General features: G+C 35.3%; 12 protein-coding genes. 10 read left to right on the forward strand and 2 right to left on the reverse strand.

Annotated elements, in window-relative coordinates; translation table 11 throughout:
* Positions 1–153 precede the first annotated feature (153 nt).
* From E0W69_RS09585 to mobC, 6 genes are all read left to right on the forward strand, one after another.
* Positions 154–468, forward strand: coding sequence for a helix-turn-helix domain-containing protein (locus tag E0W69_RS09585; protein WP_131329845.1), 315 nt, complete (start codon positions 154–156; stop codon positions 466–468).
* 4 nt (positions 469–472) lie between these two features.
* Positions 473–688, forward strand: a complete 216-nt coding sequence (locus E0W69_RS09590; protein ID WP_131329846.1) for a hypothetical protein — start codon at positions 473–475, stop codon at positions 686–688.
* 47 nt (positions 689–735) lie between these two features.
* A complete protein-coding gene (locus E0W69_RS09595; protein WP_191968022.1) occupies positions 736–1,701 on the forward strand; it encodes a CHC2 zinc finger domain-containing protein in 966 nt (321 codons plus the stop codon).
* Positions 1,702–1,993: 292 nt separating this feature from the next.
* Positions 1,994–2,389 (forward strand): plasmid mobilization protein, encoded by a 396-nt coding sequence (locus E0W69_RS09600; protein WP_225321465.1) that lies wholly within the window; start codon positions 1,994–1,996, stop codon positions 2,387–2,389.
* Positions 2,374–3,825 (forward strand): relaxase/mobilization nuclease domain-containing protein, encoded by a 1,452-nt coding sequence (locus E0W69_RS09605; protein WP_131329849.1) that lies wholly within the window; start codon positions 2,374–2,376, stop codon positions 3,823–3,825. The genes E0W69_RS09600 and E0W69_RS09605 overlap by 16 nt, the downstream gene beginning before the upstream one ends.
* 3 nt (positions 3,826–3,828) lie before the next feature.
* Complete coding sequence (gene mobC, locus E0W69_RS09610) at positions 3,829–5,766, forward strand: conjugal transfer protein MobC (RefSeq protein WP_131329850.1); 1,938 nt, start codon at positions 3,829–3,831, stop codon at positions 5,764–5,766.
* A gap of 270 nt (positions 5,767–6,036) precedes the next feature.
* On the opposite strand, the gene E0W69_RS09615 is transcribed toward mobC, so the two are convergent.
* Entirely contained in the window at positions 6,037–6,381 is a 345-nt protein-coding gene (locus tag E0W69_RS09615) for a helix-turn-helix domain-containing protein (RefSeq protein ID WP_131329851.1), read from the reverse strand.
* On the reverse strand, positions 6,378–6,782 hold the full coding sequence (locus tag E0W69_RS09620; protein WP_131329852.1) for a helix-turn-helix domain-containing protein: 405 nt from the start codon (positions 6,780–6,782) through the stop codon (positions 6,378–6,380). Before E0W69_RS09620 ends, E0W69_RS09615 begins: the two co-directional genes overlap by 4 nt.
* Before the next feature lie 235 nt (positions 6,783–7,017).
* Here E0W69_RS09620 and E0W69_RS09625 point away from each other — a divergent pair, with 235 nt between their 5' ends.
* The 4 genes from E0W69_RS09625 to E0W69_RS09640 all read left to right on the forward strand — a co-directional run bounded on the left by E0W69_RS09625 (position 7,018) and on the right by E0W69_RS09640 (position 13,615).
* Complete coding sequence (locus tag E0W69_RS09625; protein ID WP_131329853.1) at positions 7,018–8,283, forward strand: TlpA family protein disulfide reductase; 1,266 nt, start codon at positions 7,018–7,020, stop codon at positions 8,281–8,283.
* 24 nt (positions 8,284–8,307) lie between these two features.
* Positions 8,308–8,829 (forward strand): RNA polymerase sigma factor, encoded by a 522-nt coding sequence (locus E0W69_RS09630; protein ID WP_131329854.1) that lies wholly within the window; start codon positions 8,308–8,310, stop codon positions 8,827–8,829.
* 89 nt (positions 8,830–8,918) lie between these two features.
* A complete protein-coding gene (locus tag E0W69_RS09635; RefSeq protein ID WP_131329855.1) occupies positions 8,919–10,100 on the forward strand; it encodes a FecR family protein in 1,182 nt (393 codons plus the stop codon).
* A 29-nt stretch (positions 10,101–10,129) separates the two neighbouring features.
* Positions 10,130–13,615, forward strand: coding sequence for a SusC/RagA family TonB-linked outer membrane protein (locus tag E0W69_RS09640; protein ID WP_131329856.1), 3,486 nt, complete (start codon positions 10,130–10,132; stop codon positions 13,613–13,615).
* The last annotated feature ends 8 nt before the right edge of the window (positions 13,616–13,623 follow it).

The raw sequence follows: 13,623 nt of genomic DNA on the forward strand, positions 1-13,623 counted from the left end.
TTTGTTCATTGAACTTTTGCATCTCCGATTATGGATTTCTTACATAAAATAGTCCTTATACTTTAACAAATTTTAACGGTACCCACATGTCATCACCTTGTGATTATTCAGTTTTACTTACCTGAGTTTTGCTTTAGAAGAAAACGGAAAATCATGGAAGAATACAACCGAAAATTATTAATACTTCATCGTGATGAACTTTTGACAAGAGGAGATTTGGAAGATTTCAAGATAGAATTACTACACGCTATTCGACAACTTTCCAAGGAAATAACTGGCACTCCTTCGAAGCTATGGCTTAAAAGTTATGAGGTCAGAGAATTGTTGGGAATTAGTGGACCAACCTTACAGGCGATGCGTGATAAGGGAACAATTCCTTTCACCCGTATTGGAGGTGCTATCTTTTACTATCGAACAGATATCGAAAAGATGATGGAACAGTTTAAAAAAAATCCTCTAAAAAACTAGCGTCATGAAAAATATTATTCAAAAACATCAAGGATTTGGATGTCGAATTCCGCCAAAAAAAGAGTTGGTGTTAGTCTACTTTTTACAAAAAGGAGTTCCGCAATTGAATGCTTCCCAGTTTTGGAATTTTATGGAAAGAAACGAATGGAAAACCAAAAGTGGCACTCCCATAAGAGATTGGAAGAAAGCTGCATTTGACTGGCTTTGTGCTCCGAAATGAAACGATTTATCCTCATCAAACAATCTCATCTACAAAACAATATAGTTATGCAAAACGAGCAATTCAATTTCAAAGCAGCCAAGGAACAAATAGATTTAGTGTATTATATTGTTTCTTTAGGATTTCAATATTCCAAGCAAAATCATCACGACTATTGGTTTAAATCTCCATTACATGAAGAGCATACCGCATCCTTCAAAGTCGATCGAAGGAGGCAAATTTGGTATGATCATGGAACGGGACAAGGCGGAGACTTGATAGATTTTATCAAGGCATTTCACCGATGTGATTTCAAGGAATCTTTGACAAAATTGCAAGAATACTTGGGATTAAATCCTTCTACTATGGAGGCAAAAAATAAACAGAATATCGAGCAAGACAACTTCGAAAATGCAGACAAACATATCCACATTATTGCAGAACGTTCCGTCCAAAAATATTATTTGAGACAATATATTCAAAGTAGACATATCTCCATTTCCATTGCAGAAAAGTTTTTGAAAGAAGTAGATTATTCATTGAAAGAACGAAACTATACAGCCTTAGGATTTGCAAACAATGACGGCGGTTATGAGCTTCGGAACAAATATTTCAAGGGAAGTTCCATGCCAAAAGCGCCAACGATTATTTCATTAACTGAAGGTAAAAATGATATTTCACAGCAGAGTTTGAGTGTATTTGAGGGCTTTTTTAGCATATTGTCTTTTCTAGAATTACTCGAAAAAGACAAACACTTTACGGAAAAACCAGACAGTATTTTAGTACTAAACTCGCTGTCTTTTCTAAATAAATCGCAAGATTTGATTTTGTCTTTTGGTCAAATAGATATGTATTTGGACGGTGATACGGCCGGTAAAAAGGCTACCAAGCATGCGCTTTCTTGGAGTGAAAAGATAAGTGACTGTAGTCATTTATATGAAAGTTTTAAGGATCTAAATACTTATTTGGTCCCTCAGGATTTACAATGCAAAGAGCAGGAAGAACCTAAAATTTCTTATGGTTTACGACGATGAATCTTTCTTTTCATCCGCCAATACAGTTCTCAAAAAACATAGTTCAAGAAGTTTTTAAAATAAATTTTTAGGGTGCTTTATGTTACCAATTTCATCAGCACATTTTTCATCTGAAAAAAGCTGTATTGGAAGCCTTGAATATCCGCGTGGATATAGCAAGTTGTTCAATTGTTTCACAATTGGACTTGCAAGGCCTTTGTTCACTGGAGCAAAGGCATTAAAAAAGACTTCGGAACTCGTCTTTTTTCTTTTGGAATCGTATTTCATTCATTGAATCATAAATGTTTTTTCTATGGAATCATCCCATCCTGAAAATAGAAACCAGTGGCTTCATATCCGCTTTACTATATCGGAAATGAACTTAATAAAAAAGGCTATTGCATCCAGTACAGAACGCAAAATAAGTACCTATGCCCGAAAACTAATACTGGGTCAACCAGTGATTTTGAAAGTACGAAATGCGTCCACAGATGATTTTATTCTGGAGCTAAATACACTTAAAAGAGAACTGTCCGCCATCGGTAGCAATTTCAATCAAGTGGTCAAAAACATCAACACTTTTAAAGATTCTCCCGAAGGTAAAATTTGGTTTCCGTTGGCATTGGAAAACCAAAAAAGGTTAATAGAGAAGACTGGTGTTATACAAGAACAAATCCAACAATTTGCCAGACAATGGTTGCAAAAATAATGGTAGGTAAAAATATGAATGGAGCATTGAACTATAATGAAATTAAAGTTTCAGAAGGGAATGCTGCCTTGTTGCATGCAGATGGTTTTCTGTTACCCAAAGAACAACTTTCCTTCCAAAATAAACTATTTGTTTTCTCCAATAGAACCGAGTTAAACGATCGGGCCAAAAGTAACTCTGTGCATATCAGTATCAATTTCGACAAAAAAGACGCGCTAAATAAAAGTGAATTACTTTCTATTACGGAAAAATACATGAACCAAATTGGATTTAAAGATCAACCTTATTTGCTATATGAACACTTTGATGCAGCTCATAGACATGTTCATGTTGTAACTACTAACATTAGATACGATGGCACACAGATACCGATGTATAATTTGGGACGTGACAAAAGTATGAAGGCCTGTCGTGTCTTAGAAAAAGAATATGGATTAGTCAATGCAGTATCAAAAAAACAAATTGAACTAGAAACCATAAAGGCCATCCCAGAGAAAGTCATTTACGGTAAAAACGAAACCAAGTCCGCCATTTCTAATACCGTCAGAGCAATTATTAGAGACTATAAATTCACTTCGTTAGCAGAAATGAATGCGGTATTAAAAGGCTTCAATGTGGAAGCCTACAGAGGAGAGCCTAATAGTAAAATGTTTGAAAAAGGCGGTTTAACCTATCACGTATTGGATAAGAAAGGAAATCATATCGGTGTGCCCATTAAAGCAAGCAGCATTTACACCAAACCGACTTTAAAAAATATGGAATCTATCTTTCAATCAAACAAAACCAAACAACAACCTTACAAAAATTCATTACAACGAAGAATTGACAAGTTATTGCAGACTCCTATTAAAGACCGATTTGTATTTCAGTTAATGTTAAAAAAGCAAGGTGTGGATGTGCTTTTTCGGGAAAATGAATCTATGGTTTATGGCATTACGTTTATTGATCATAATACCAAATCTGTATTTAATGGTAGTGATTTAGGAAAAGGATACACGGCTAAAAGAATATTGGAACGTTTTGCGGAAAGTGGTTCTTTGGAACAACAAAAACAAGAAGACAACTACAATGAATTGAAAAACTACATCCAAAATATAAACTATAAAACAGGTGTACAAAAGAGTGTAGAACAAATTTATAAAGATGGTTATCAGCTGGCAATAGGACAAAATAGTTTGGGCAGTAATAAATATTATCTGTCCTTTCAGAATAGTGAAAATGGTGTTCGTGCAGGTAGCATCAACCGTTTTGACCGGTATTTCGAAGAAGGGAATATTACAGAAAAGCTCTGCAATCATCTAAACGAATACCTAATACAAAATGGCATACAGCAATTACAACAATACATTCAGAATCTATTTTCAGCACAATCCGATAATTATTTTGGACACATTACTGCCGACAAGAAGAAACCTAAACGTAAAATTAATTGGTAAAAAATGACCGGAGAAAACGAACAAGGACTTAGGGCGATGCTGGATTTTACCAGACTCCTCAGCATTGCTATTTTGATGATTCATTTCTATGGGATCTGTCATGGCGCATTTACCCATTGGGGGTGGACAGCTTCTGTTATTGATAACATTGCCCATAATTTTTGGAAGCTGCCCATCTTCAAAACCGTATTATTTACCAAGCTTTCTGCATTACTTATGTTGGTTGTTTACCTATTTGGCATACAGGGAAAGAAGGATGAAAAGATAAGTATTAAAGCCGCATTGGCATATTGCATAACAGGGTTACTATTTTATTTTCTGTCCAATTTTCTGTTATATGTTAAAGCAGACCTCATTGAAATATCGCTGTATTATATGGGCATGAGCGCAGCTGGTTATTTGCTAATGGTTACAGGAGGAACTTATTTATCTAGAATATTGAAACTGAAAATGCGTAAAGATATTTTCAATACGGACAATGAAACCTTTCCGCAGGAAGAGCGCTTATTGGAAAATGAGTATTCTTTTAATCTACCAGCACAATACCAACTAAACGGAAAACTTAGAAAAAGTTGGATTAACATTATCAATCCTTTTCGGGCTGTACTTGTAGCGGGCACTCCGGGTGCAGGTAAAACCTATTTTGTAGTTCGCAATGTAATAGAGCAACAAATCCGTAAAGGATTTTCGATGTTCCTATACGATTTCAAATACGATGATTTAAGCAAGATTGCTTACAATGCTTTATTGAAAAATTACAAGAATTACAAAGTTCCGCCATCCTTCTATGTCATTAATTTTGACAATCCTATGTATCGTTGTAATCCATTGGAGCCTGATGCTATGCGGGATATTAGCGATGCCACTGAAGCGGCAAGGACGATTCTACTGGGACTAAATAGGGATTGGATTAAAAAACAAGGTGAGTTTTTTGTAGAATCTCCTATTAATTTCCTGACTGCCATTATTTGGTTTTTAAAGAAATATGAAGGTGGTAAATATTGCACATTACCGCATGCCATTGAAATGATGCAACAAGACTATAATGATTTATTCCCCGTATTGAATAGTGAACCCGAAATTGAAGTATTAATTAATCCATTTATTTCTGCCTATAAAAATAAAGCCATGGAACAATTGGAAGGGCAAACGGCATCTGCCAAAATTGCCATGGCCAGGTTATCTTCTCCCAACATCTATTATGTACTCAGTGGCAATGATTTTACTTTGGACATCAATAATCCTGATGCGCCAAAGATTGTCTGCATGGCTAATAATCCAGAAAAATCACAAACCTATGGGGCGGTTATTTCTTTGTTCGTATTTAGATTATTAAGAGTCATCTTACAGAAAGGAAGAAATAAAAGTTCACTTATAATAGATGAACTACCTTCCATATTTCTAAATGGCATCGAACAGTTTATTGCCGTAGCCAGAAGCTATAAAGTGAGTACAGTTCTATGTGTGCAGGATTTTAGTCAACTAGTCAAGGACTATGGAAAAGAACTCGCAGAAGTTATTGTCAATATTTGTGGTAATGTGATTAGTGGTCAAGTTACGGGCGATACAGCCAAACAACTCTCAGATAGATTTGGTAAAATTGTCCAAGAACGGGAAAGTGTCTCTATCAACAGAAACGATACTTCAGTTAGCAAATCCACTCAATTAGAAAGTGCGATTCCGGCCTCCACGATTGCTACGCTTAGTTCTGGCGAATTTGTGGGTATTGTGGCAGATAACCCTGAATCCAAAATTGACTTAAAAACATTTCATGCAGAAATCATCAATGATCATAATGCTATTGCTAAAAAAGAAAAAAGATTCAAAGAGATTCCTCGAGTAAAGAATATGTCAAATGCAGAAATACAAAATAATTTCACGCAAATTAAAAATGATATTGATAAAATTATTGCAACTGCGCAGTCCAAAATAGTTGATTAGAATTTTTTAAATTACATAATATATGTTTTAAAAATATATCACGTATCAGACTTTATCCATAGATAAGGAAGGTAAAAGCTTCAATATTCTCCTTTTTGTCGAAATTCAAATAATTCTGTTAAAAAATAGATGACTTTGGGGATGTATTTTAATAATTGATCAGAACTGATAACAATAATATGTTGAGACCATTTAAATCATACTCACCCTTTGTAACTTAAAAAAGTCATTTATATATGATCGCTTTTTAATGTTACAAAAGGTGATCTATTACTGTTTTCCCGGAGAATTACCTTTAATTATTTTTTCTATTTGAGTCTTATCTATGCCCCATATTGAATGATTATTATATGTATAAATTGGGCCGCTATGGCTTCCTTGACCTGTATTATAATTGATAGTTTCTGCCATTCTATACATAAATAATTCAGGTGTAATGTTGAATATTTGCCCAAGCTTTTGAGCCAAATCACTAGTAATTTGTTTAGCACCACTTTCAATATCTTCATAATCTGATAGCGGTATTTCTAACTTTTCCGCAATATCCTCCGCCTTAAGTTCACAACACTCTCTTGCTGTAATTAAAACGAAATTTGGACCATATGCTATACTCATTTCTCTGTTATTTTTTCGATTAAGCGAATTAATTGTTCTTTTTCTTTTCTAAGTTCCATAATTTCCTTAGATAACATGGAAATATGATTGTTTTTATCTTGTAATATACGTTCATACAACGATTTTGTATCTGTATCTACATAATTGTTATATCCATAGATTGGACCACCGAAACTTCCGTTGCCAGTATTGTAATTAACTACTTCACTAGAAGTTGCAAAAAAAGCTTCTGGAGGAACGGAAAAAACGTGTGCTAATTCCTTAGCCCTATCTATTGTTAATTTAGTTTTTCCTCCCTCAAGTTTTGCGTAAGCAGATTGAGTAATATCAAGTACTTCTGCCACGTATTCCTGGGTCCAATTTTTACTTTCCCGCAAAGATTGAAGTATTGTAATTCCCATAACCTATCATTATAAGTGCAATTTATGACAAAAAAGAATAAATTAGTAATAATAAGCATATTACAGAATTATTCCGACTAAATTATTTCTATTTTTTTAAAAAACTTTGCATTGGGTATTTTTCAAATTATTATAGAAAGAAATTAAGAAAAATTAAAGCTAAAACATTCTCATAACTCAGCTTTTCTTGTATCAAAATAACCGCCTTATTTTTTTACATTCAAAAAGCTTAAGAATGAAACTTAAAACGCTTATAGGCGTGATAGGAATGCATTTGCTATTCTTTTCTACTTACGCACAAAAGCCTAGAATTTTACAGATTGGTGATACCATTACAGATGTATCCTTACATAACATTGTAAATTATAGGGATAGTACAGTCAATATTTCTGACTTCAAGGGCAAACTGTTGATTCTAGATTTCTGGGCAACTTGGTGTACAAGTTGTATAGAGCATTTTCCATTCTTGGATTCCATGTCTATAAAGTATCCCGACAAACTTGCTGTAATTGGTGTTGGATATGAATCATCAGAAAAGATAAAAGGATTCTTTTCTAGTAAAAAAAGTTCAGACGGAAAACGATATAAATTATCCTCTATTGTAGAAGATACAACACTGTCTGGATTTTTTCCACATAGAACCGTACCACATGTGATATGGATAAAACCAGATCAAACCGTGGGGGCAATTACTTCGGGAGACCAGCTAACAGAAACTAACATATTGGAGATGATTAGCTCTGGAAATTTACAAGTAAGTATCAAAAAAGATGTGGATGTAAGAAAGCCACTTCATTTGGCTACAGATTTTGGATATACAGATTCTCTATTGGGCTACTCAATTCTTTATAAAGCACAAGATCTAGGACCTGGTAAAGTTAACATGACTAGGAAAATTAGCGAAAATGTAATAGGTAAAGTCCTTACAAACTATAGTCTATTGGAGATATTTCGTCTGTTGGCATCTCCTATATTTCTTGAAAAAGGTCAGAAACTTAGTTCTAAACAAGTATTAATTAATATATCATCAAATAGAGATGTAAATAAACTTTATAATTCATACTGTTTTGATTTTATCGTACCAACAAAACATGCAAAATCTCTTAGTAAATATGCTATTGCAGAGCTCAATAGATTAAGCGGTTTTCAGTCTTCTATTGGTAAATACAAGACCACTTGTCTTGTATTAAAAGCAAAACAAAAGGATAAACTATACACAGATTCTAGCCAAGGCAAAGATTCTCACCTTTGGTTCGACAGCAAGCCAACATATATGCGAGGCTATGGATTGCAAATGCTTATAGATAGACTCAATGAATTATCAACTATACCCTTTCCTGTGGTGAATGGTACTGGCTTAAAAGAAAATGTAGCTCTCTGTCTTTCTGGTAGCAATAGACTAATGGATATACGCCATGACCTACAAAAGTATGGACTTTTTTTAGTCGAAGAAGAAAGAGAAATCGATGCCCTAGTGATAACCAAAAACAAAGTTAACTGAACTATAAGCATTAAAAATACATCCATGGAAAACTTATTTCGTACATATTACGCATCACTTTGCTACCATTCTTACCATGTCACGGGAGATAAGGAACTTTCCGAGGATATTGTGCAGGAGGTTTTTGTTCGTTACTGGCAATACAATGAAAATATTCAAATCCTACACCCCAAAGCCTGGTTATATAAGGCAGTGTACAATGCGTCCCTTAACAGCGTGGAAAAGCGAAATACTTACGAAAGAGCAAAAGTTGACATGTTCATAAAACTAAATGCTGTAGCATTAGAAAAGTCCCACGAACTTATTTTAATAGAGTCGGAAACGGCAAGGTTACTTTGGGGCAATGTTGAAAAACTACCCCCACAGTGCAGGGAAATTATACGAATGGGATTTATAGAAGGACTTTCCAATAAAAAAATTGCAGAACTAATGCATTTACACATTAGTACGGTAAAGACTCAGAAACAAAGGGGACTGTCCTTGTTGCGAAAGTTATTGTTTCATGTCGGAATTTGGCTTCAATTATGCCAATTCATTTTTTTTTAGGAATTTGTAGTCTAAATATAATGTTTACCTGTCTTATATACAAAGGCGGTAATTTTGAAACAGGAAAGATATAACCATAACACAATCTCATGCACGAAGACGAAAATGAAAAATCGGACAGAATTGCAGATCTCCTAGCAAAGTTCATGAGAGGTAATCTCTCCACGGAAGAATCCGAGGATCTGAATGCTTGGCTGGAGGAAGATCCTAAAAACAAGGAACTTTTTACCAATATAAACGACCCAAAATGGCAAAAACGTTCCTTTGATTTTTTTGACAACATAGATCAGAACTCAGCTTGGGATGCGGTATCGATCCGAATAGAAAAGGATAAAGGGGATAATATTAATCATGGCGGGAAGAGAATAAAAAAATATTTATTAGCAGCTAGTATATTTATTATTCTATTAACCGCTGGTACATTTCTTTGGTACACACATGGTGTGCAAGTGGAAAAAAGTCCATTTGGACAGGAAAAAATGCCTGGGTCAATGCATGCTACGTTATTTCTGCAAGGAAAAAAAATCGAAGTATCTTCTGCAAAGTCAGAAGAAATTGAAAAAGGGATTACAAATCAAAATGGATGGATAATTTATGATTCTGATAAAATGAGCACTGAAGAGCATAAATTAATAGTTCCTAATGGAGGAATCTATGCAGTTAGACTTCAAGATGGTACAAGTGTATGGCTGAATGCTGGATCTTCACTTCGATTTCCTTCTAAGTTTACAGGAACAGAACGTTTAGTGGAATTGGTTGGAGAAGGTTTTTTCTCAGTGGCAAAAGATGCGGTACATCCCTTTAAAGTTCTTTGCCAAGGTACAGAAACGCAAGCTATCGGTACTGAATTCAATGTGAACGGATATGGCAACAAGGTTACAACAACCCTAATAGAAGGCAAAGTAAAAGTGCTAAGCCCTTCAGGCAATACCTATCTAATCCCTGGACAAAGTTCTACATTTAATAGCCTAAGTGTGCCCTTAGCAGTACAAAGTGACACGGCTTTGGCTACTGGATGGAAAAACGGAAACTTTATGTTCTTGCATACAGATTTCCAAGAAGTAATGGATCAACTTTCTCATTGGTATGGAGTAGAAATCAAATATACCAAAGGCTTTGATCCGAATGGTCTTTCATTTACTGGTGAACTTTCCCGTAACAAACCCATTAGCAAATTATTATCCTTGATGGAAATGACAGGCATCGCGTCTTTCAAGGTATCTGATAACATACTCTACGTAGATACTGCGACAAGAAACACAGGTCGTTAATATATAACGTTCATAATTAAAACTATTCAATGAGAATAAAAAAACTACGGCTAGCCGTGGTAAGGAATTTCTTTTGCCCTTCCATCGCTAGATTATTACTGCTTTTGCTTTTGAATGCTTCAAGTTGGCAAGCATATGGCCAATCAACAACGGCGCAAATGATTACGCTTCATTTTAAAAATGCCCCAATTGAAAATGTACTGATGGAAATACAAAAACAGACGCCTTATCGATTCATGTTCAACGATAAGATACTCAGAGATGCAAATCATGTGACCTTGGATATAGAACAGCAAGCTATTGATTTAGTTTTAGCACAAGTATTTCGAGGCCAACCATTGACTTACAGTATAAGAGATAAAACCATTGTTGTCTCCTATAAAAAACAAGAAAATGGAAAAAGATTAAAAGGAAAAGTAGTTTCAATAAATGGAGGAACGCCAATCGAAGGAGCCAGTGTTGCTGTTAATGGTCAAGTGCTTACCACAACAGACAGGAATGGTTCTTTTGTTTTGGAGAATTCTGACAATGGCAGGTTATCTATTTCCTCTATGGGTTACAACAGCTACGAAGGAAACATATCATTATTGTTTTCTGAAAATAGCATTATTCGATTAACTGAAAAAAACTATGTTTTCGATAGTATTGATATTGTATCAACAGGATACCAACAATTGTCAAAAGAAAGAGCTACAGGTAGCTTTGATTACTTATCTGGTAAACTATACAACGAACAAGTGCGTACCAATGTACTCGACGGTATACAGTATATCGCCAATGGGGTTTCTCTCAATAACCGGATCAATGCCAACGGACAACTGTCGGTGCGTGGTCTCAGCACTATAGAAGGCCCCAAAGATCCACTCATTATAGTAGATAATTTCCCTTATAATGGAAATATCAGCAATCTTAACCCAAATGATGTGGAAAGCATAACCGTACTAAAAGACGCTGCTGCATCATCTATATGGGGTGCAAAGGCTGGCAATGGAGTAATTGTTATTACTACCAAAAAAGGAAAATATGGCCAGCATTTTAAAATGGATTTGACTCAAAATACGACAGTAAGTGACAAGCCGAACCTTTTTTATCTTCCCAATATTTCCTCCTCTGATTTTATTGATGTCGAAGAAATGCTGTTTGCAAATGGTTATAGGTTCAGCGATACCGCAAGCGCTGACCACACCCCATTTTCTCCAGTTTACGAGACACTGTTCCAGAAAAAAAATGGAAATATTACTGCATCTGAGGCCATGGCTCGAATTAATACCTATCGTAACCATGATGTGAGAAATGATTTTGAAAAATATTTCTATAAAAAAGGGATCAACCAGCAATATGCACTTTCTGCTACAGGAGGAAGCGAAAAACATAATTATGCACTGTCCGGATCATATGATCGAGACATCGATAATTTAAATGGACAATTCAATAGAGCTACTTTGAAAACACTCAATTCCTTTAAACCCTCCAAACAACTAGAAATATCAGTTGGATTGAACTATAACCATAGTGAAAATATACAGGGGCGACCATCATATGGAAGCATCATTACCACAAATGGACAAATACCTCCTTATACGATGCTTACTGACGCTAGTGGTAAATCAATTCCATTATATAAAGATTACAGACAGGGATATATAGATACACTTGGAAATGGACTTTTACAGGACTGGCACTACTATCCGCTGACAGATTACAAATACAGCCACATCACTAATACAGTAGAAGATATTGTTACCAACTTAGGATTAAGATACCAAGTTTACAAAGATTTATCCATACAGGGACTTTATCAATATGAAATGCAATCCACCGATGCGAAGTCTCTTTATGATGAAAATAGCTATTTTGTTCGAAATCTTGTCAATAGCTTCTCACAAATTAATTATTCAAACGGTAGCGTTACCAAAATAATTCCTCAAGGACAGATTTTAGATAAATCATTAACTAAGATGTATGCTAACCAAGCGAGAATCCAACTCAACTATAATCATGGTTTTTCCAAAGGAGCATTGTCCTTACTAGCAGGTGGCGAAATACGGCAGATACATACTGCTTCTAATTCCTATAGAACATATGGATACAATGACAACATACTCACCTCAACAAATGTGGATCTAGCAAATACCTATCCCAATCTTGTCCAAGGTTATACGGATTTTATTCCGTCCGGGACTGGATTTTCAGACAACCTTAACCGTATGGTATCAGTTTTTGCCAACGGCTCTTATGTATATTTAGGAAAATATACCTTATCCTCCAGTGTTAGAAGGGATGCTTCGAATATTTTTGGGGTGGCAACAAATAACAAATGGAAACCCCTTTGGTCTACAGGCTTATCATGGGATTTATCGCAGGAAAATTTCTATCACTTACTTTGGATGCCAAAACTAAAATTGCGTGTAACCTATGGATATAGCGGCAATATCGATCCAAGTATTTCAGCAGTTACTCAGTTGACCTATGCTTCAACATCGCCTTATACAAATACCCCTTATTCTAGGATCACCCAGTTCTCCAATCCTGACCTACGTTGGGAAAAAATAGGGACATATAACTTGGGCTTGGATTTTCAATTGACAGGTGGTATCTTAAGCGGAAGTATTGATTATTACCACAAAAAGGGTTCAGATCTTTACGGTCCTTATCTTCTTGACAGGACTACTGGACTTTCCGTTTCTAACATTACGAAAAACGTTGCGTCCATGGCATCCAACGGAATGGACCTACTATTGAATTCTATTGTCATAAACCATAAATTTAAATGGTTAATTAACCTTAACGTCAACTATAATAAGGATAAGATACTGGACTACTATGGCACAAACTATAATACCGGTGGACTCGGAATAACTGGAGAAAAAGGCAAGCCAGTCTATTCCTTATATTCTTACAAGTGGGCTGGACTGGATGGTCAAACTGGAGATCCTCTAGGATATTTAAATGGGACAATAAGCAAGGACTATACGGCAATAATTAATGCTGGGACACAGTCTCAAAACCTACAGTATAATGGTTCTGTGATGCCTACTTTTTTTGGCACTATTGGCAATACATTTTCTTATAAAGATTTTGGCTTAGATGTTAGATGCACTTTCCAGGCAGGCTATTATTTTATGAGTTCATCCATAAATTATAACAATCTTTACGCCTCTAGTCAAGGACATAGCGATTTTTCCAAAAGATGGCAAAAGCCTGGAGATGAACGGTATACCGACGTCCCTTCGATGATCTACCCAGCAAATTCATCCCGTGATGCTTTTTATAACGGCTCTGATGCACTGGTAGAAAAAGGAGGAAATCTAAGGCTCCAATATATTAACCTTAATCACTCATGGCAAAACATTCGTATTAGAAAAGGTATGATAAGATCTATAAGATTGTATTGTGTAGCAAACAACCTTGGAATCCTTTGGAGGGAGAATAAGAAAAAAATAGACCCCGACTATCAAAATTCCGTAATACCTCCAGCAAGAAACTATTCAATGGGATTTCAATTCACCCTATAAATCTAAAA

The sequence above is a fragment of the Rhizosphaericola mali genome (assembly GCF_004337365.2).
Taxonomy (GTDB): Bacteria; Bacteroidota; Bacteroidia; order Chitinophagales; family Chitinophagaceae; genus Rhizosphaericola; species Rhizosphaericola mali.

What these genes read in the sequence shown, in the direction of transcription:
- E0W69_RS09585 (WP_131329845.1), top strand. Translation starts at nt 154, where the DNA reads ATGGAAGAATACAACCGAAAATTATTAATACTTCATCGTGATGAACTT.
- E0W69_RS09590 (WP_131329846.1), top strand. Translation starts at nt 473, where the DNA reads ATGAAAAATATTATTCAAAAACATCAAGGATTTGGATGTCGAATTCCG.
- E0W69_RS09595 (WP_191968022.1), top strand. Translation starts at nt 736, where the DNA reads ATGCAAAACGAGCAATTCAATTTCAAAGCAGCCAAGGAACAAATAGAT.
- E0W69_RS09600 (WP_225321465.1), top strand. Translation starts at nt 1,994, where the DNA reads ATGGAATCATCCCATCCTGAAAATAGAAACCAGTGGCTTCATATCCGC.
- E0W69_RS09605 (WP_131329849.1), top strand. Translation starts at nt 2,374, where the DNA reads ATGGTTGCAAAAATAATGGTAGGTAAAAATATGAATGGAGCATTGAAC.
- mobC (WP_131329850.1), top strand. Translation starts at nt 3,829, where the DNA reads ATGACCGGAGAAAACGAACAAGGACTTAGGGCGATGCTGGATTTTACC.
- E0W69_RS09615 (WP_131329851.1), bottom strand. Translation starts at nt 6,381, where the DNA reads ATGAGTATAGCATATGGTCCAAATTTCGTTTTAATTACAGCAAGAGAG.
- E0W69_RS09620 (WP_131329852.1), bottom strand. Translation starts at nt 6,782, where the DNA reads ATGGGAATTACAATACTTCAATCTTTGCGGGAAAGTAAAAATTGGACC.
- E0W69_RS09625 (WP_131329853.1), top strand. Translation starts at nt 7,018, where the DNA reads ATGAAACTTAAAACGCTTATAGGCGTGATAGGAATGCATTTGCTATTC.
- E0W69_RS09630 (WP_131329854.1), top strand. Translation starts at nt 8,308, where the DNA reads ATGGAAAACTTATTTCGTACATATTACGCATCACTTTGCTACCATTCT.
- E0W69_RS09635 (WP_131329855.1), top strand. Translation starts at nt 8,919, where the DNA reads ATGCACGAAGACGAAAATGAAAAATCGGACAGAATTGCAGATCTCCTA.
- E0W69_RS09640 (WP_131329856.1), top strand. Translation starts at nt 10,130, where the DNA reads ATGAGAATAAAAAAACTACGGCTAGCCGTGGTAAGGAATTTCTTTTGC.